Annotated in this window: 20 protein-coding genes; 8 read left to right on the top strand and 12 right to left on the bottom strand. The window is 44.6% G+C overall.

Going from position 1 to position 17671, the window contains the following annotated elements; translation table 11 throughout:
* Nucleotides 1-83 precede the first annotated feature (83 nt).
* On the bottom strand, nt 84-569 hold the full coding sequence (locus tag H6G17_RS05060; RefSeq protein WP_192154757.1) for a DUF4168 domain-containing protein: 486 nt from the start codon (nt 567-569) through the stop codon (nt 84-86).
* A gap of 107 nt (nt 570-676) precedes the next feature.
* A complete protein-coding gene (gene holA, locus H6G17_RS05055) occupies nt 677-1669 on the bottom strand; it encodes a DNA polymerase III subunit delta (RefSeq protein ID WP_192154756.1) in 993 nt (330 codons plus the stop codon).
* A gap of 271 nt (nt 1670-1940) precedes the next feature.
* Here holA and H6G17_RS05050 point away from each other — a divergent pair, with 271 nt between their 5' ends.
* From H6G17_RS05050 to H6G17_RS05040, 3 genes are all read left to right on the top strand, one after another.
* Nucleotides 1941-2561: a precorrin-8X methylmutase gene (locus tag H6G17_RS05050; protein ID WP_192154754.1), complete on the top strand. Its 621-nt coding sequence runs from the start codon at nt 1941-1943 to the stop codon at nt 2559-2561.
* A gap of 92 nt (nt 2562-2653) precedes the next feature.
* The gene (gene cbiE / locus H6G17_RS05045) at nt 2654-3898 is read left to right on the top strand and encodes a precorrin-6y C5,15-methyltransferase (decarboxylating) subunit CbiE (RefSeq protein WP_192154750.1); all 1245 of its coding nucleotides are present in this window, start codon (nt 2654-2656) and stop codon (nt 3896-3898) included.
* Nucleotides 3899-4141: 243 nt separating this feature from the next.
* Nucleotides 4142-5455, top strand: coding sequence for an RNA-guided endonuclease TnpB family protein (locus tag H6G17_RS05040; protein ID WP_192155110.1), 1314 nt, complete (start codon nt 4142-4144; stop codon nt 5453-5455).
* Between the two features lie 45 nt (nt 5456-5500).
* On the opposite strand, the gene H6G17_RS05035 is transcribed toward H6G17_RS05040, so the two are convergent.
* From H6G17_RS05035 to H6G17_RS05025, 3 genes are read right to left on the bottom strand one after another with little or no spacing between them, the layout of a single operon-like run.
* Complete coding sequence (locus tag H6G17_RS05035; RefSeq protein ID WP_192154748.1) at nt 5501-5932, bottom strand: DUF29 domain-containing protein; 432 nt, start codon at nt 5930-5932, stop codon at nt 5501-5503.
* A 19-nt stretch (nt 5933-5951) separates the two neighbouring features.
* Complete coding sequence (locus tag H6G17_RS05030) at nt 5952-6845, bottom strand: CPBP family intramembrane glutamic endopeptidase (protein WP_347276411.1); 894 nt, start codon at nt 6843-6845, stop codon at nt 5952-5954.
* A gap of 51 nt (nt 6846-6896) precedes the next feature.
* Nucleotides 6897-7310, bottom strand: coding sequence for an AbrB family transcriptional regulator (locus tag H6G17_RS05025; RefSeq protein ID WP_015156891.1), 414 nt, complete (start codon nt 7308-7310; stop codon nt 6897-6899).
* A gap of 1046 nt (nt 7311-8356) precedes the next feature.
* Here H6G17_RS05025 and H6G17_RS05020 point away from each other — a divergent pair.
* On the top strand, nt 8357-9391 hold the full coding sequence (locus H6G17_RS05020) for a succinate dehydrogenase/fumarate reductase iron-sulfur subunit (protein ID WP_192154746.1): 1035 nt from the start codon (nt 8357-8359) through the stop codon (nt 9389-9391).
* A 92-nt stretch (nt 9392-9483) separates the two neighbouring features.
* On the opposite strand, the gene H6G17_RS05015 is transcribed toward H6G17_RS05020, so the two are convergent.
* From H6G17_RS05015 to H6G17_RS05000, 4 genes are all read right to left on the bottom strand, one after another.
* Nucleotides 9484-10008, bottom strand: coding sequence for a PD40 domain-containing protein (locus H6G17_RS05015; RefSeq protein ID WP_199316522.1), 525 nt, complete (start codon nt 10006-10008; stop codon nt 9484-9486).
* A 98-nt stretch (nt 10009-10106) separates the two neighbouring features.
* Nucleotides 10107-10709 (bottom strand): PD40 domain-containing protein, encoded by a 603-nt coding sequence (locus H6G17_RS05010; protein WP_192154744.1) that lies wholly within the window; start codon nt 10707-10709, stop codon nt 10107-10109.
* A 25-nt stretch (nt 10710-10734) separates the two neighbouring features.
* A complete protein-coding gene (locus H6G17_RS05005) occupies nt 10735-11631 on the bottom strand; it encodes a Ycf66 family protein (RefSeq protein WP_192154742.1) in 897 nt (298 codons plus the stop codon).
* A gap of 173 nt (nt 11632-11804) precedes the next feature.
* Nucleotides 11805-11924 carry a photosystem II reaction center X protein gene (locus H6G17_RS05000; RefSeq protein ID WP_192154740.1) on the bottom strand — a complete coding sequence of 40 codons (120 nt, stop codon included), beginning with the start codon at nt 11922-11924 and terminating at the stop codon, nt 11805-11807.
* A gap of 209 nt (nt 11925-12133) precedes the next feature.
* On the opposite strand from H6G17_RS05000, the gene pdxH reads away from it, so the two are divergent.
* The gene (gene pdxH, locus H6G17_RS04995; RefSeq protein ID WP_192154738.1) at nt 12134-12778 is read left to right on the top strand and encodes a pyridoxamine 5'-phosphate oxidase; all 645 of its coding nucleotides are present in this window, start codon (nt 12134-12136) and stop codon (nt 12776-12778) included.
* A gap of 27 nt (nt 12779-12805) precedes the next feature.
* Here the strand turns inward: pdxH and H6G17_RS04990 are convergent, their stop codons facing one another.
* Together H6G17_RS04990 and H6G17_RS04985 are read right to left on the bottom strand one after the other, a co-directional pair.
* Complete coding sequence (locus H6G17_RS04990; protein ID WP_192154736.1) at nt 12806-13603, bottom strand: DUF3153 domain-containing protein; 798 nt, start codon at nt 13601-13603, stop codon at nt 12806-12808.
* A 181-nt stretch (nt 13604-13784) separates the two neighbouring features.
* Nucleotides 13785-14321 carry a tetratricopeptide repeat protein gene (locus tag H6G17_RS04985; protein ID WP_242038246.1) on the bottom strand — a complete coding sequence of 179 codons (537 nt, stop codon included), beginning with the start codon at nt 14319-14321 and terminating at the stop codon, nt 13785-13787.
* A gap of 225 nt (nt 14322-14546) precedes the next feature.
* Here H6G17_RS04985 and H6G17_RS04980 point away from each other — a divergent pair, with 225 nt between their 5' ends.
* A complete protein-coding gene (locus tag H6G17_RS04980) occupies nt 14547-15047 on the top strand; it encodes a hypothetical protein (protein WP_192154732.1) in 501 nt (166 codons plus the stop codon).
* 269 nt (nt 15048-15316) lie between these two features.
* Here H6G17_RS04980 and argB read toward each other — a convergent pair whose 3' ends face one another.
* Nucleotides 15317-16210, bottom strand: coding sequence for an acetylglutamate kinase (gene argB / locus H6G17_RS04975; protein WP_192154730.1), 894 nt, complete (start codon nt 16208-16210; stop codon nt 15317-15319).
* 86 nt (nt 16211-16296) lie between these two features.
* Here argB and H6G17_RS04970 point away from each other — a divergent pair, with 86 nt between their 5' ends.
* On the top strand, nt 16297-16491 hold the full coding sequence (locus tag H6G17_RS04970; RefSeq protein WP_192154726.1) for a hypothetical protein: 195 nt from the start codon (nt 16297-16299) through the stop codon (nt 16489-16491).
* Nucleotides 16492-17088: 597 nt separating this feature from the next.
* Nucleotides 17089-17532: an Hsp20/alpha crystallin family protein gene (locus H6G17_RS04965; protein ID WP_192154724.1), complete on the top strand. Its 444-nt coding sequence runs from the start codon at nt 17089-17091 to the stop codon at nt 17530-17532.
* The last annotated feature ends 139 nt before the right edge of the window (nt 17533-17671 follow it).

Raw genomic sequence — 17671 nt, 5'->3', positions numbered from 1 at the left:
TCAGGGAGTAGGGAGCAGGGAGCAGGGAGCAGGGAGTAGTGACCAGTTAATTCTCTACTTACGACTTACGAATTACGACTTCGTTAAGGGCTTCCTTGTAATCGCAGCATTTCATCTTGAATTCGCTGTCTTAAATCGGGATTATTTTGGACTGTTTTGGTAATTTGATTAAATTCTTCAAAAGAACTAAAGTATTTTTTCACAATTGATTCATACTGCGAGCAATATCCTTTGGCAATACTGCGAGCGTTATCTGGTAGGTTAGAGATGCTATCTTCGCGATCGCACGCAATGCGGGGTAACTCTTCAGAACCCATACTTTGTTTGAGATCGGTTAAAGCCGTTTGGCGGACTGGTTCTGCCTCCAAAACAGCTCTGGCATAATTGTTAACTTCTGCTTCGCTGAAGTCTTGAGCAGATGCGGCAGTGCTGAAGTTGAAATTGCTGAAGTTGTGCAGATCGGGTAGTCCAGCAACTACACTCAACGCGCTAATTGCGCCAATAAGCAGCGATCGCGATAACATCCGGTTGAAGTTGGTTAGTAAATAGAGATAGCAAAATTTAGTCATATTTTATGTTGGCAGAAAATGTCATACCGGAGGTATCAGTTCTTTTGAATCATTTTAAGAGTTAGAAGTTCCAGCCATTTCTCTCTGCGCTTTATTCCAGCTTACAGCTAGCTGTTAGATGATGAAAAAATCTGGCAAAGCGCGATCGCTTTTGTTTGCAACGTCGTTATTTGTTCTGCACCTTGTTTCAAACTCACTTCTAATTCCAGCAAGACGGGTAAAGCAGCGATCAGTTGCTGTGTAGAAATCTGCATCACTTCTCGCTTGAGAATAAATACTCGCTTAGGATTGCTAATTTCTGCTGCTTGAGCAATCTGTTGTTCCGAGTTTTCGCCTCGTTCTAACATTAGCTTCACCCATAGCCAAGTCCGAAACTGTCCGATCAACGTCGCCACGATTTTGAGTACGGGTTCGTTGCGACCGATCAACTGCCCGATGAGGATCAAAGTTTTGTTTGTATCTCCCTGACGAATTGCTTCTGCTAGCTTTAAACTATTTTGAGTATTGACTTTAACCAAGTCTGCTACAATACTCTCGCCTATAGGTGGAGAATTCTCACCTGCATAGAGTTTGAGCTTTTCCAGTTCGTTGTAAAGCAGTCGCGGATCATTTCCTACAGATTCAACGATCGCTTCTACTGCACTGGGAGTGAGCTTCACCCCTAAGCTTTGGGCGGCTTGTCGTACCTGCTGAAGCAGTAAATCTGTTTTCCACGGTGGAATTAGCGCAAATTCCTGCACTTCGGCACGTTCTTGGAAAAGTTTAGTCGATTTCAGCCTGCCATCCGGTTTATTGCGACTTGTCAATAACAAAACTGAAGTCTCGGGAATAGCTGGTAGGGTGCGTTTTAGTTCAGCCAATAAGTCATCTGAACAATTTTGACAAACAGTGGTATCCACCAGCCACACAAGACGACTACCCATCCCAAATGGTGGTGTCATCGCTTGATTGAGTCCCTGAATTACAGCGTCGGATTGTGTAGGCGGAATTTGCGTGTAGTTAAAACTCATCCAATTTGGATCGAGGAAGCGATCGCGCAAGCTATTAACTGCTTGTTGCAACGAAAACTCATTCTCACCCCAGTAGAAGTAGATTGGCACGGTTAGTAAGTCGTAATTCGTAAGTCGTAAGTCGTAATTCGAGAATTAACTGCTTCCTGGTCACTGGTCACTGATAACTGCTCGATCGCTCCCTGCTCCCTGATAACTGACAACTGGCATACTCTAGCATCTCGATCGCCGTAGATTGACTAACTCAAATGAGAAGTATAGTTTCAGTGGAGTAAACTTATTTTATGGTGGAACTAGTTTTGTACAGACGTTTACATGTAACGTCTGTACACTGACAACTGATAACTGATAGCTGACAACTGTGAACTTCCCGATCCATCCCATCATGACGCAGAGTTTTGCGGTTATCGATCGCGAAATTGGCACGTATAAAGATAAATTTAGTCCGGCTGAGTATGCGATCGTCAGACGGGTAATTCATAGTACGGCTGATTTTGAGTTTCAGCATCTGATTCGTTTTAGTCCCAACGCCATTGAAGCAGGAATTCAGGCAATTCGCGATCGCGTGCCAATTATTACTGATGTAGGAATGGTGAAACAGGGTGTAGTGAGTTTGCTCAGAAAAACTTTTGATAATCCACTCATTAGTGCTGTAGAAGGAGTTGAAGTAGCTCTTCCAGGCAAAACCCGCACGGAAACAGGATTAATCCAGTCTTATGAAAAGTTTCCTAGAGCAATTTTTGCGATCGGTAATGCTCCTACAGCGCTTTTAGCTTTATGTCAAGAATTAGAAACCGCCAGTGTGCTGCCAGCTTTGGTAATTGGTGCGCCAGTAGGTTTTATCTCAGTAGTTGAATCCAAGGCTGCATTAGCTCGCTCCCCAGTCAATCAAATTCGTGTAGAAGGACGCAAAGGAGGTTCCTCCGTCGCTGCTGCGATCTTAAATGCTTTAATTATGTTGGCGTTAGAACGGGAGTCATAAGTCGTAAATCGTCAGTCGTAAGTCGTCAGTATTTCCCGCGCCACGCACCACTTTCTACCGATCGCCGATCGCTGTCAACTGATAATTAATAAATGACACCAATACACGTAATTGGCATTGGATTAGATGGAGCTGAGGGACTGGTTGATTCAGTACGTCAATTAGTTGTGGAGGCAAAATTACTTGTAGGGAGCGATCGCCATTTAAATTACTTTCCACACCACCCAGCACCGCGCCTAATTCTGAGAGATTTTACTGAAGCGATCGCTCAAATTCGCCGTTGTTTAGCAGATGGTAAAGATGGTATTGTCATTTTAGTATCGGGCGATCCGTTATTTTTTGGTTTAGGGCGATTGCTACTCGCGGAACTCCCACCAGAACACCTAACTTTTCATCCCCACCTCAGCTCAATACAGTTAGCATTTAATCGGCTCAAAGTTCCCTGGCAAGATGCTAGAGCAATCAGCGCTCATGGGCGATCGCTAGATGAATTAATTCAGGCTTTGCAACAAGGGGTAGAGAAGATTGCCCTGTTGACGGATAAAACAAATAACCCTCATGCGATCGCCCGTCTATTAGTATCGCTAGATTTACTCGATCGATACCAACTTTGGGTATGTGAAAACTTGGGCGGCGAGGACGAAGTATGTCGAGAGATTATCTGTAACTCTACAGACAATCTGTCTTTTGCACCTTTAAATATTGTTGTCTTATTCCGCCAATCCGAGCCAGAACTGCAACTGAACTTAGCCAACTTACCGCAACTAGGGATACCAGATCGTTTATTTCTCAGTTTTAGCGATCGCCCAGGATTAATGACAAAGCGAGAAGTACGCCTCTTAATTTTAGGCGAACTGGCGCTGCAACCCGAACAAATCGTTTGGGATATTGGGGCGGGAACTGGTTCGGTTTCGATTGAAATTGCTCGTTTATTTCCTACTAGTAAAATTTACGCAATTGAAAAAACGGCAGCTGGTAGTGCATTAATTACTCAAAACTGCCAACGATTCGGCGTAAAAAACGTTACGTCAATCCACGGTACTGCTCCAGAGATTTTACAAAATCTTCCTAGATGCGATCGCGTTTTTATCGGTGGTAGCAGTGGTAACTTAACCTCCATTCTAGACACCTGTTCCTGCTTATCTTCTGGCGGAGTTTTAGTCATTGCTCTTGCTACCCTAGAACACCTCAGCACGGCTCTAGACTGGTTCAAGCATCAAAATAGCTGGGAATATCAATTATTACAAGTCCAACTCTCCCGTTCCGTACCCATAGCGCAACTCACCCGCTTTGCCCCTCTCAATCCAGTTACAATTATCACAGCTAAACACCTTTAGCGAGCTTCTTCGCACCTACTCTCCGAGAAGCCACTTCGCGTCTTTGCGTCTTTGCGTGACATAAAAAATTGACAATAGCACTCAGCAATAATCCCAAACCCCATAATTTCAACTTCAACGGGCAAGGAGTCCCTCGTCCATAGCCCCGAAGGGGTTTGGCGTAGGGAGGAATGCCCAACAAGGACTTGACTCCTCAGCGAGTTTCACGACATTATCATAATTACAGATGTCGTGAAAGTGTTAATGTTGCAGGTCATCACCGCTAAGCTAAAACTAGAAGCGAGTTCCGAACAGAAAGAACTGTTACGGGAAGTTTCTTTGGCTTATCGAGATGCCCTGAACTACACTTCCCAAGTTAATTTCGACAATGGTAAATCATCTAATGGAACTAGGATACAAAAACTAGTTTACAGGGATTTACGCGCCGAATTTAACCTTCCTTCTCAGATGGCTTGCAACGTGCCTCGGCAAATTGGCGCAACTTACAAAGGACTGCTAACTAAGCTAAAACAAAACGAAGAAGCCATTCGGACTGGGAAAACACTAGATAGGTTTAAGGGGTTAGATGAGGCTCCTAAGTTTGTTTCTAGGACTTGTAATCTCAACTACTTGAGAGATTTTACCTTCAAACCGAATCAACAGGTTAGTGTCATCACCCTCCAAGGACGAATCACTGTTAATTACTTTGGATATAACAAGCATATTCAGTTGATTAAAAGTGGTTGCAAAATAGGGGGAGCCAAAATCTACTACTCCAAATCGTCTAAGACTTACTATTTATTGGTGAGTTTAGAGTTGGAGTTATCAGAACTAGAGCCTGTAAACTATCGCAGGGTCGTAGGTGTAGACGTTGGTAGACGATTTTTGGCTGTGACAACGGACGTACAAAATCAAACCCAGTTTTTTTCAGGTTCGGAGACAATACACAAAGCAAATCAGTATCAAAGAGCAAGAAAAACCTTACAGCGGAAAGGCACTCGGAGTGCTACTAGACGATTGAAACTAGTATCGGGAAGAGAGAGACGGTTTACCGCTGATGTCAACCACAAAATTAGTAAGCGCATAGTTACACCATGTACTTTGTTTGGTTTGGAAGATTTGACTCATATTAGAGACAGAACTAAACCAAAAAAGAAAGGTAAAAAAGCATCAACCAAGCAAAGAAAAGCCAACAGAAAACAAGCCAAATGGTCATTCGCCGAACTGCATACTTTCATCGACTACAAGGCGGTTTTTATTAGAAGTTTAGCAATTAAAGTCGATGCTAACTACACAAGTATTGGATGTCCTAAATGCGGTCATGTTAGCAATAACAATAGACCGAATAAAGGGCTAATTTTTCGGTGCGAATGCTGTAATTTTGAGCTTCATGCTGATTTAGTTGGAGCTAGAAATATAACGCTAAGAACGCTTCTTTCTCGGCAAGACTGGGAAAGAACGGGTGTCTTGTCAGTACGCCCTGATGCATCGAACGGTGAAGCTTCATCAGAACGCCTACTTAGGTATTCTGAGTTGAGGTGGAGTTCAGATACAAGCCCACGCTATAGCGAAGCTTAGCGTTGGGTAATTGACAGCTTTTACCTGCATTTCTCATCTCGGTTTTCAGGCTGGGAAAAACTCAGCATCTAACACTTGCACCAAGCTGTAAGGACACACAGGTGGAAAAACCTCGTATGGCAACTCCGCCTCTTTAACTGCTAAGTTAATGCCACTAGAATAACCGATCGCCACTGCTTCATCTAAATAGCTTTTTAGGCTAGGGTTTTCATTTATTAACAATAGAATCTGCTGGCGCTGTTCTTTAATTGTGGCTAGCCAGCTATTACCTCGATGCTGGGGTTGATACTGCCATTTCAGTAGATGTCCGATTAACACTCCCAAACGATTTCTCAGTTCTTGTCTCTCTCGCCTGCCCAAGCTTTCTACTTCCTCAATCAGATTCTCCCAGTCAACTGCATCAAAATTCTTTGCCTTTAGTGCTCTAGCAGTGGCTTGCGTCCAAGCATAAAAATCTTTTTCGTAGAGATGTTTCATGAGGCGATCGCGCTTTTATTTAAGCGTAAAAAACTCGGTACAACCAAATCAGCGTGCCTGTTGCTAGTAAAAATAGTAACCCTACTACACCTGCCAAAGGCTTACCATATTTTCCCGTAACCCATGCTGCTGCATTACCCGTATAATCTATGACTTGTAAGGTATCCAAACACGCGATCGCCCATACCCAACCCGCATGAAGTCCCCACGCTAAGCCCAAACTTCCATTGTCTACCCAACGGGCAAGTACCAACACCATACCCATTAACCACAGTCCAGGTAATTGTGGCAATGTTTCTTTTTGCTCCCAAACTAGATGTAACAAAGCGAAAATTAGACTGGAAATTGCAGATGCCCAGCCTAAATAAAAGTCGCGTTCTAATTGAGTGAAAACGAAGCCGCGAAAAATTAATTCTTCCGTGCCGCTAATCCACACTGCTAATAGTAAAGTTAGCAGCACAACTGATGCAAATTGTCTAGATTTTTTTGGTTCGGATTGCTGCCATTTCACCCAACCAAGAGCTATTTGTCCGGCAAATAAACTAGTAATACCGATCGCGCCAATTACAAAACCCCCACCACTAGAAATTAACAGATGCCAATTCCAGATGAAGCCCCAATCAGTAAAAGGTACTGCCAAAATCTGGCTGGCTTGCCATAAAATCAAGGGCGCGATCGCGTAAAGTGAGGCAAGCAGTGGTAATTTTTGTCCACTTGTAATTGGTTGAGACGGTCGCCATTTAATTGCGATCGCGCAGCCAATTGCTAATGGTAGCCAGCAAGCAGTCCATACTAGAAAAAATTCTGTCACCTGTATCATCGATACAGGTGCAATTGTCTGGAATGACATTAAGATTTGGCAGTTATACGATCCGCGATTAGCACGCCTCAGATAAAATTTGTCATCGGTCACTTGCCATTGATTGCTGGTGGCTAACCAATGATAATTGACCAACGACCATTTTTATTCGTCGTCTTCATCGTCTAAGTTATCGTCTCTACTTTTATCGCTATCGAGTTGAATTAGGTGAATGTGTTTGTAACCTAATTTAATCTCAAATTCATCACCTGGCTTTAAGCCCATTGCTTCGGTGTAAGTAGCACCAATTACAATTTGACCGTTTTTGTGTACGCTGACGCGATAGGTTGGTTCCCGTCCGCGACCATCTTTTGGTCCTTCAGGACTCAGAGGAATGCCCCTTGCTGCGAGTAAGGCATCATAAAAATCGGTTAAATTGACGCGAGTTTGGCTGTTTTTTGTGACCGTATAATAGCCACAGGCTTTTGCTCTTTCTCGTCTAGGTAAGTTAGAAAGTTCTTTTACCTTTTGCAGCAATGCTTTTCCAGTTAATGGATGGGTTGCAGTTTCAGTACTCACGCTCCAAATATCCTTACGTTCTCCAAAGTGGGTAAAGTTTGCTTGACAGATATTGACTGGGCTGTTTGCTTTTTGTCTATCGTCAAGTTGCTCTTTGCTAGTCGCACATTGTTTGTGCGATTTTTTCAGTCATCAGTTACACTTTGTCAGTTGTAGGCTATTGATTTGCCACTGACATGCGATCTTCGATCGCCGACTGCTCTGGCTAATTGCCAAGTAGCTAATCTCTTATTTTATAGAAGAAGTATGTCCAAATCTCTCCTGTTCTCCAAAAATTTTTTCCATAATTAGATACTACCCATTTTAAATTCAACTTTGCAAATTTAATCTTAATTTTTTAACCAACCTTACCAAATATACAATCTTCGATCGCTAGCATCGAAGTTTTTTAGTCAAGCAGACACTCCTCGGACTCTAACTGGGAAATGCAACAAACATCAATAATTTTTCCTATTTCTGTAGCGGACTGAACTAAAGGCTAGCTATAAGGGGACAATTTGGTTAGGCATAGCAGAATCTAACCCCCAAAAATGGTTGCAAGCGCTTAGCTTTCACAGCAAAGAACCAAAAAAATTTCGATCGAGACAGGTAAAATCGGAGGAAAGAGGTCATCCCTTTTTACTGATTTATGGCGAGAAAAGAGATCTGCCTAGCCCCCAAATCATCAAAGAGGTCAGGGAATCGGATCTGTTGTCAGAGCAGATAAAATTGGAATCGATCTAAAATCCCTGACCTTTATGAGTACGAAATTGCTCTAGCTTCATTTCTTCAGTACCAGCGACTCATGCGCCCACAAAGAGGGGAAATATATTTTTTTAAAAAAGGGGTTGACAAACCTGAAACTTGACCCTGGTGCTAGATAAATTCCACCAGATTTAGGTCGATCGTTCTAGACTAGAAGCAGTTCCAGCGCGATCGACTACAGAGCAGTAATTTAACTAACCAGGCAGCAAAATCTCCCTTGAAAGGATGGATTAAATGTCAAGTAGCGTTAACAACGATTTATCAGCGCGATCGCTCCTATTTACAAAATTTAGTTGATGCCAATGCAAGTTCTATTTAAAATCATCCGACAATCAGAAAATTCCGCGCCTCGCGTTCAGTCTTATCAGCTAGAGGTAGAACCAGGAAATACAATCTTAGACTGCTTAAATCGGATCAAGTGGGAGCAAGATGGTAGCTTAGCATTTCGTAAAAATTGTCGCAATACTATTTGTGGTAGTTGTGGAATGCGAATTAACGGTCGCTCAGCTTTAGCCTGTAAAGAAAATATTGGTAGCGAAGTCAGCCGACTGCAATTAAGCACGGGTGAGAGCAGGAATAGAGATGTTAAGACACCAGAAATCATTATCTCTCCTTTGGGGAATATGCCAGTCATCAAAGATCTGGTAGTAGATATGAAGAGTTTTTGGAATCATCTAGAGGCAGTCGATCCCTATGTCAGCACGGGGGCAAGAAAAATCCCAGAACGGGAGTTTTTGCAATCACCAGCAGAGCGATCGCAATTAGATCGAACGGGCAACTGTATTATGTGTGGTGCTTGTTATTCTGAATGCAATGCTCGCGAAATCAATCCCGATTTTGTCGGTCCTCATGCTTTAGCCAAAGCATACCGAATGGTAGCAGATAGTCGCGATGCTGAAACCGCAACTCGGTTAGAAAAGTATAACCAAGGAACCCAAGGCGTTTGGGGCTGCACTCGTTGTTATTACTGCAACACTGTTTGTCCGATGGATGTTGCACCGATGGATCGCATCAGTCAGATCAAGCAGGAAATCTTACCATTAAAAGATGCTGCCGATAGCCGTTCCATCCGCCACCGTAAAGTTTTAGTCGAGTTAGTCAAAGAAGGTGGCTGGATCGACGAGCGTAAGTTTGGGTTGCACGTTGTATCAAATTACCTGCGAGATCTCAGGGGCTTACTCAGTTTAGGACCCTTAGGATTGCGAATGCTCGGACGCGGCAAATTCCCGCTCAAATTCGAGCCTTCCGAAGGCGTGGCAGAAGTGCGATCGCTGATTGAAGCTGTAAGGAATGAGGAAGTCGGGAGGCGGGAGTCGGGAGTCGGGGAAGAGAGCTGAGGGAACAATTCAAAATTCAAAATTCACTCACTACACCCCACACCCCACACCCCCTCTTCACGCACCACGCACCGCTCTCTACTAACAACTGTTCACTGCGGGTTCATCGGCACGTTAATTAGGTTGCCAGCGCGATCGCAAACTAAAATATCCCATTGACCGTTAGCGCTCGATTCAAAGGCAATCCTGTTGCCATCGTTGCTGATGGTAGGGTGGCGCACTTCTGCTGCTAAATTTGCCGTTAAATTCCTGAGCTGGCGAGTTTCGCGATCGTAGAGAAAAATACCAACTTGACCTCGCCTACTACTAGTAAACACAATGTAGCGACCATCGGCTGATAAGTCGGGATCGGAGGCGATTGCATCAACAGAGTTTAATCCTGGTAAATTGACGAGGCTACTCGTTTTTAAATTGAATAAATAAACATCTTGTCGCCCGAAGCGATCGGATGTAAACACTACGTATTCACCTGCAACGCGCCCAGACAATTCTGCTGCGGGACTGTTGAGGCTGCGTCCCCCTAGATCGAAGGGATAGCTTAAAAGATGGGGAGAGCCGCTACAGCCACTCAGGAAACTAACCAGGAGCAATATAACTAGAGAGAAACAGATAGACAAGGGGGACAAGGAGCGAGGAAGACAAGGGAGACAAGGGAGACAAGGGAGACGAGGGAGACAAGGGGGGATAAATAATTCTAGCCACTAGCCACCAGTCACTAGTCACTGATAACTGATAACTGGTCACTGCTCCCTACTCCCTGCTCCCTAACAACTGTCATCGTACCATCTGGAATATCCAACTCAACGCGATCGCCTCGATCCAGGATTTCGATATCCCATTGCCCGTTTTTACTGCTTTCAAAGGCAATGTAACGCCCGTCAGGACTGATGCTGGGGTTGCGTACCCATGCCTGATACCACTGGCTGACAATCTGTGTTTGTTGCGTAGCACGGTCGTACAGCGTCAAAACAATTTTACCGCGATCGCCAGTTAAATAAGTTAAATAGCGCCCCGTATAACTCAAGCTCGGATGTTCTGCGATCGCTGCGGCGGGAATGCGCGGTAGAGAAACTAGGCAGCGGTCTTGTAGATCGTATAACAGTAAACGGTGCTTGCCATCGCGATTTGAGACATACGCTAACCAACGCCCATCACCACTCAAGGCTGGTTGCTCGTCGCTATAGGGGCTATTCAGGAAGCCCGACAAACAAACTTGGCGATCGCTAGGACTACAGGCTGCGATCGCCAAACTCAAGATACTTATACCGAGCGCCCAACACAGCCACTTCAGCAACCGTCTCAGCGTAGATTTGTTCATCTATGCTGTCGCCATCCGCGCGAAACTATGGCTCGTCAAAATTAGTTGAATTATCGCGATCGTCGTCAAACCGTTCGATTGGCTTGTAATCGACATAATCGGAAGCTGGAACTTGGACATCATCCTGACCGTAAACTGAATTTTGAGGCGGACGACGTTTTCTCGGTCTAGATGATTCTGTATCCGATTGTTCCACATGTCTAGAGCCGTTACTACCGGAGCGAGGCGGCTTGCTGGTACGAGTCACTTTTTCTTCCCAGTCATCTTCTCTAGTTGCCTGAGAAGAGTCATTCCAATCTTCCTCCCCTGTGTCTGGTTGTAGGGGACGAGATTCTGAACGAGAACGTCGCTTGCTGGTGCTAGTACGAGTCCGGTCGGCGGGTGCAATTTTCTCAGTCGCGCTACGGCTTGACGAGCGGCGGGTTGGTTCTTCCTCATCGCGGCGATAGCGTCGGGGGATTTCATCCTCGCGATCGTACTCGCGATCGTAATCGTCCGTGCGCGTGGAACGTCCATCTCTGCTCCCTCGAATCCGCCGTGGGATCGTGCGTTCTTCCTCTAAAGGATCGTATTCGTCTAACTCTGCTTCGTATTGATATGCAGAGCTGACGGGTCTTTCTTCGTCTACAATTCGAGTATTGCGTCGAGCTTGTTCTGTAGCTACGCTCCGTAGCCTCACGCTTTCTACAGCAAAAAATATTGTTCCTCCTGTCAGCAGCAGTTGACCGAATTGCATAATTGGGTCATACCGCCAACCTTGAAAAATCAGGACGAAACCACAGACTAAACCGATCGCGGCAAAAAAAATATCGTGATCTCGCGCCAATCCAGGGCGAAAGTTGCGGAGGAAATATAGCGCTGCCCCAGCTACAGCTAAGACAATGCCCGAAATACTCGCAAAGTTAAAGTTGAAGTTGACCATTTTCGTTCTCTCAAGTATGTCTAGCCTAGCGAGTCAACTAGAAGATCGTCAAAGTTTGCTGGGTAGATGAGGGATTAGGAGTTAGGAGTGAGGGGTAAGGGAATTCTCCATTAATTCCGAATTCCGCGCTTCCGAATTCCGAATTCTCCCTACTCCCTGCTCCCTGTTCCCTCTTACGAACGTTGAATCTTATCTTGTTGGCTAATAAAAATCAAACCAACGACGACTGGAATCACCACAATTGCCAAACCTGCCAGCAAACTGAAAAAGAAGTTCATTAAAGAAGGTGTCATAGATTTTTAACCCGATAGTTTAACACTTCAACTTTAATTGTAATTTGTCGTTACACGCTTGAGAAGGCAAATTGGTAGTTGGTAGTTGGTAGTTGGTCATTGGTAGTTGGTGGGTACTCTCTTTTCACTTACGAATACCCGACTTACGACTTTTCCATTACCCATTACCCATTACCCATTACCCATTACCCATTACAGTCGCTAAAACTATGAATCCTAATGTTGCCGATCTTCGCATAGATTATCAACTTGAAGGCTTGCAGGAAACTGATGTCGATCCGAATCCTTTGCGTCAATTTCAAATTTGGTTCGATCGCGCCCTATCAGCTCAAATTCCCGAACCAAATGCTATGACCTTAGCCACTGCTACGACTGATGCTATACCTTCGGCTCGAATTGTCTTGCTCAAGGGTTTTGACGAACGCGGTTTCGTTTTTTATACCAATTATCAAAGTCATAAGGGGCAAGAACTAACAACCAATCCCCATGCGGCGCTAGTTTTTTGGTGGGCGGAACTCGAACGCCAAGTGCGGATTGAAGGGCAGGTAGAACAAGTTTCAGTCCAAGAGTCAGATGAATATTATCGCAGCCGTCCGTTAAATAGCCGCTTGGGGGCTTGGGCTTCCGAGCAAAGTCAAGTGGTGGAAAGTCGCGCAGCTTTAGAACAGCGCTTGCAAGAATTGCAAACCAAGTATGACAATCGAGACATTCCCCGTCCGCCGCACTGGGGTGGTTTTCGCGTCATTCCTAACGCAATTGAATTTTGGCAAGGTAGACCGAGTAGATTGCACGATCGCCTCCGCTATCGCCTGCTAGAAAACGGTAGTTGGGCGATCGAGCGGTTGTCTCCTTAGAGTGTAGAGACATTACGTGTAACGTCTCTACACTGCTCCCTGTTCCCTACTCCCTCCTGAAGTTGGCGCAGTGCGATCGCGTAAATAAACCCCTAAAGCAATGAATAGAATGATGAAAATTGTGCCAATTCCAAGGGGACTGGGGAGCCAGAAAATAGTTTCTATATGATTAATCTGTCCTGGTTGCAGCCGCCATATCAACCGATTACCCTGTTTGTTAGCGGGAATGGCGTTTTCTGCCTTCTCGATGCTGCGTCCTCCCCAAGGGGCATTGAGGCTGAATTCAAAATCTAATATCGAACTGGGGTTAATAGCGAGATTAGTGTTTGTGGAAATTAGGGAGAGCGATCGCAAGTCTAAGTCGAAACTCAACCGATTTCTCACTAACAATAAAAAATTATTTTGCTTCAAACTCAATTGAGAATCAATTGGTGGCAAGTCCGTTTCTGTTAAATTATTTGGATTTTCCTTGTCAATGTAGTGGAAAAATGCATTAAATTTTTCTGCTAAGTCCGCCCCATTTTTAAACGGAATTGTAACCGTAACTTCTCGATCCGATCGCCGCTTCGCTTTTCCGTGCAGTTGCTTGGCGCGACGTTCGATGCTGTCTAGCCAAGTCTTTACCGAATCGCCACTCAAACTCATCAGCCGTTCGTCTAGCTGGATGTGCTGCACAATTTCGCCATAGTTTGGGCTGTCAAAATTTACCCCGACTTGATACTGGACGCAGCCGGAAAGAATTAAGGAAGACAACAACACAATTCCTAATAAGCGCAGCTGTCCGATAATTTTCCTAGCTGATGCCATCAAGATAGATAGTTTCACAGACCCCCCTCCGAATACTCTGGTGCGAAGCTCAACCAAGTTATCGCTCTTATTTACTATTGATATCATCATTGCTTGTCGCATGATGATATAGCATTTTTACGCGATTTTTGAGACACCCAACTACAGAGCGTTTCAATTGCAATCGGATTTTACAAATGACCAATAACAAATGACCAACCTAAAGCCCCCACCAAATCAATGCACCAAGAGTTAGGGCGATCGCGAATAGGGCAACAATGATAAAGCGATTGTCTTTGGTGTTGATTTTGCTCAGATCTTCGATTTCTCGCGTTAGTTCCGGCTGGGGCGATCGCTTGCGATTATCGCTTCTGAGACTCAGTTTAATTTGAGACTCATTATCTGACATTGCTGCCAAATCGGGGATTTGCGTCATCCATTCGGCGGGGCGTTGCAATTGCGGTGCTTGCAGAATATATAGTAACCGCCGTCCTTGCTTATTAATCTCATAGTGGGGGTGGCGTTTGAGCTGTTCGCATAAAGCGATCGCCTCTTGTCTTTGTCCGGCAGCTTCGTAAGCATTGGCTAGCCATAGCTGCACTTCACCACCCTGGCGACTGTTACGGTTAGCTAAGGCGCTAGCCTTTTCTAAGTGTTGTACGGCTTGGCGGTACTGTCCCCGCTCAAAAGTTGCTAACCCTGCTTTGTACTCAGTCTTGACAATTTCTTGGGATTGGGAACTCACGTTTGATTGCATGAATCTCTCTGTCTCGATTGTGTCACTCATGGGCAGCTTAACGACATCTGACTTAAGTAACAATTTTACGCAACATTAATCGCCATAAGAACTACAAAATTATTTAAAATTTTAGATAGTGGGCTGAAATATCGGGAACATTCAGGCAACAACGCAGCATCAGAGTTTTCAGACTGCCGATCGCGCTTGGACATTAAGCCCTACCCAAAATCTTAAGTTCTGGATATGAAAAAAATAATCGAGGTTCCACATAAATATATTTCATCCAAATATATTTCAAACAAATATACAAGCTGGGTCAACTGGGGTAGAGTCGCTTGCTCAACTGCTGCGCTTTTATCTTTAGGAATACCATTAGTCAATCCGACACCCGCATCTGCCCAATCTACAATTATTATCAATGGTGGTGGAAACTATCCTCATGGCAACTATCATCGAAGGAACCAGCCACAGTCTGCCCCCTACATCTACGGTAGTCCTATTCCCTCACCCATTCCAGTTAATCCAGCAACGGGGATGACTCCTAGACCCGCCGATCGCTACTTCGAGCGCTACCCCGATTCTGCTCCTAGCAGAGACCAAAATATCACGATTATTAATGTCGATCGTTCGGATGACCGATATCCACACGATCGCTACCTACATGATGTGGGATATCCGAGAGTACGTGCTGTAGAAGTTATACCTGCTCCCCCAATTCCAAATGGACTCGATCCTTACAGGTAGGCTGTTGGCGATCGCACAGCGTGAAAACTTCAAATATTGAGACTTGTGAAGATGGCTGTACGATTGCCCCCTTTTTAGTGCGAAAACTTCAAATATTGAAACTCGTGAAGATTACTGGTACGATTGCCCCCTTTTTAAGGGGGTTGGGGGATCGCATATGACTGCCCCCTTTTTAAGGGGGTTGGGGGATCGCAAGACTACGACTTTGCGAAAAGATCCCCCCTAGCCCCCCTTAAAAAGGGGGGAAGAAGAGAAAGTTGCATGTGAGTCTAGTAAGTATATTCAGAAGCAACGATCATCGAACCGATACCTATGTCAGTGAAGACTTCTAGTAGAAGGGCGTGGGGAATGCGACCGTCGATAATGTGTGCTGCACGCACTCCTTGGGCGAGCGATCGCACGCAGCATTTAACTTTGGGAATCATCCCGCCGCCGACAACACCAGCAGCGATTAAATCTCGCGCCTCTTGAATATCCAATCTAGGTAGTAGCGTTGAAGGATCTTTGTAGTCCTTGAGAATTCCGGCTGTATCTGTCAGTAAAATCAATTTTTCTGCTCCCAGGGCTGCGGCGAGTTCTCCTGCTACAGTATCGGCATTAATGTTGTATGCCTGTCCGTTTTCGTCTGCTGCTACGCTGGAGACGACCGGGATATAACCTTCTTTGAGTAGGGAATTCAACAGCCGCACGTCCATACTCGTCACTTCTCCTACAAAGCCAATCCCCTCGCGACCTTCAGGACGGGCTTTGATTAAATTAGCATCTTTACCGCATAGCCCAATTGCAGAACCACCAGCACGGTTGATCAGAGAAACTAATTCCTTGTTCACCCTGCCAACTAACACCATTTCTACCACGTCCATTGTCGGCGCATCCGTTACCCGCAGTCCGTGCTTGAATTGCGGTTCAATGCCGAGTTTATCTAACCAACTATTAATTTCTGGACCCCCGCCGTGAACTACGACAAGGCGCACTCCCACAGAAGTTAAAAACACGATATCGCGAATCACTTTATCTTTCAGGGTGCTTTCTTTCATCGCTGCGCCGCCATACTTGACGACAACGATTCGTCCGGCAAATTTTTGAATGTAGGGTAGTGCTTCGCTGAGAATTCTTACCCGCGTGGCTTCAGTTTCTCTAATGTACTCGCTCTCGTTGCTCATGAATTGCTTCCAGAACGCAAATAAATACTCGATAAGAGTGCAGTTTAAAAGAGTTTGCGTTTTGCCACAATCTCAGAAATAACAGTTTGGACAGCCTGGTGTGTGGTATTTGGTTATTATTGCATGAGTCGTGGAGTCACGCTGCACGCACAAACGCGAGTAAAATCAATCTCGATCGCGCCGGATTGTACCGATCGCACGGTTGCGGTTTTTATCTCGTCCTACCCGTACTGGAAACTGAGATGAAAGTTGGCGAGCATCGTTTCACCCTCACTGGCTGATAACTGATAACTGAAATTAGTAAAGATTAGTTGCAGGAAATGTGTTTTTCCAGTCGTTAGTAGTATCTTACAAATAGAAGCTTTCTATAGCTTCTGTGGCAGATAAACAGCCAAAAGTCCGATAGATCAACTGAGTTAAGAGGTAAAAGAAGCTGTTTTACTATCTGTCCGACCGACCGACAGCAACACCCAACTCGAACGCTGATATTTCCTCCTAGTTGAAAACAGAGGGCAATGTAACCGACGATCTCACTTTTCTCTGAACAGGAATTGCGATCGGTGCAACCCCAGATAGGATTACAAACATGAGGAAATCGCTAAGCAAGTAGATGCTTGGGTGTTGTTGTTTTGAAATCCAAAAATAATTGAAAAACCGAAACTGGGATAGTCGAAACGTTGAACTAGGTTAGGTTTCCCGTACTCCCAATATTGCAGATATCCGTACAAACTTTTACCTAACTTTCCACTGATATTTTCAGTTCGGTAATCATCATTTCAGCATTCATAAAAACCGAATTTTCTCGAACTTTCTACACCAGTAAGATAAGAAGCAAGAACACGCAAAACAAACTCAAAGTAATAAATCAAGGTGTAGTTATGGTATTAGTTCGCTGGAATCCTTGGCAAGAAATGAATACTCTGCAACGTCAAATCGATCGCTTATTTGAAGATTCATTTGCATCTAGTTCTGTCGTGAATGGTAATATCGTTAAAATGCCAGCCGCAGAAATTTCTGAAACTGAAGATGCCGTCTACCTTAAATTAGAAGTACCTGGAATGGAAGCTAAAGACTTAGACGTGCAAGTTACAGAAGCTGCTGTTTACATTAGTGGCGATCGCAAGTCAGAAACTAAGCAGGAAGAAAACGGCAAGACTCGCAGCGAATTTTACTACGGTAAGTTTCAGCGTGTCATTCCTTTGCCAGCACGGATTCAAAACACCAACGTTACCGCAGAATATAAAGATGGAATTTTGAATCTGACTCTCCCTAAGACTACGGCAGAAAAAAATAAAGTTGTCAAAGTTAATTTAGAGGGATAAGCGATCGAGGAGTAAGAAAATTTCTTCTTATTCCTCGATTCCGCTTTGTCTTCACTACAAAAGCATCAGAACGTTTTGCCTAGCTTCATGTCGTAGCTAGGCTTTCTTGTTTTGACTTTTGACTTTTGACTTCCTGATG

The sequence above is a fragment of the Chroococcidiopsis sp. [FACHB-1243] genome (assembly GCF_014696895.1).
Classification (GTDB): Bacteria; Cyanobacteriota; Cyanobacteriia; order Cyanobacteriales; family Chroococcidiopsidaceae; genus Chroococcidiopsis.
Note: the sequence above shows the minus strand (reverse complement) of the source record. Positions and strands in the feature narration are given on the sequence as shown.

What these genes read in the sequence shown, in the direction of transcription:
- H6G17_RS05060 (WP_192154757.1), bottom strand. Translation starts at nt 569, where the DNA reads ATGACTAAATTTTGCTATCTCTATTTACTAACCAACTTCAACCGGATG.
- cbiE (WP_192154750.1), top strand. Translation starts at nt 2,654, where the DNA reads ATGACACCAATACACGTAATTGGCATTGGATTAGATGGAGCTGAGGGA.
- H6G17_RS05040 (WP_192155110.1), top strand. Translation starts at nt 4,142, where the DNA reads ATGTTGCAGGTCATCACCGCTAAGCTAAAACTAGAAGCGAGTTCCGAA.
- H6G17_RS05035 (WP_192154748.1), bottom strand. Translation starts at nt 5,932, where the DNA reads ATGAAACATCTCTACGAAAAAGATTTTTATGCTTGGACGCAAGCCACT.
- H6G17_RS05020 (WP_192154746.1), top strand. Translation starts at nt 8,357, where the DNA reads ATGCAAGTTCTATTTAAAATCATCCGACAATCAGAAAATTCCGCGCCT.
- H6G17_RS05010 (WP_192154744.1), bottom strand. Translation starts at nt 10,709, where the DNA reads ATGAACAAATCTACGCTGAGACGGTTGCTGAAGTGGCTGTGTTGGGCG.
- H6G17_RS05005 (WP_192154742.1), bottom strand. Translation starts at nt 11,631, where the DNA reads ATGGTCAACTTCAACTTTAACTTTGCGAGTATTTCGGGCATTGTCTTA.
- H6G17_RS05000 (WP_192154740.1), bottom strand. Translation starts at nt 11,924, where the DNA reads ATGACACCTTCTTTAATGAACTTCTTTTTCAGTTTGCTGGCAGGTTTG.
- pdxH (WP_192154738.1), top strand. Translation starts at nt 12,134, where the DNA reads ATGAATCCTAATGTTGCCGATCTTCGCATAGATTATCAACTTGAAGGC.
- H6G17_RS04985 (WP_242038246.1), bottom strand. Translation starts at nt 14,321, where the DNA reads ATGCAATCAAACGTGAGTTCCCAATCCCAAGAAATTGTCAAGACTGAG.
- H6G17_RS04980 (WP_192154732.1), top strand. Translation starts at nt 14,547, where the DNA reads ATGAAAAAAATAATCGAGGTTCCACATAAATATATTTCATCCAAATAT.
- argB (WP_192154730.1), bottom strand. Translation starts at nt 16,210, where the DNA reads ATGAGCAACGAGAGCGAGTACATTAGAGAAACTGAAGCCACGCGGGTA.
- H6G17_RS04965 (WP_192154724.1), top strand. Translation starts at nt 17,089, where the DNA reads ATGGTATTAGTTCGCTGGAATCCTTGGCAAGAAATGAATACTCTGCAA.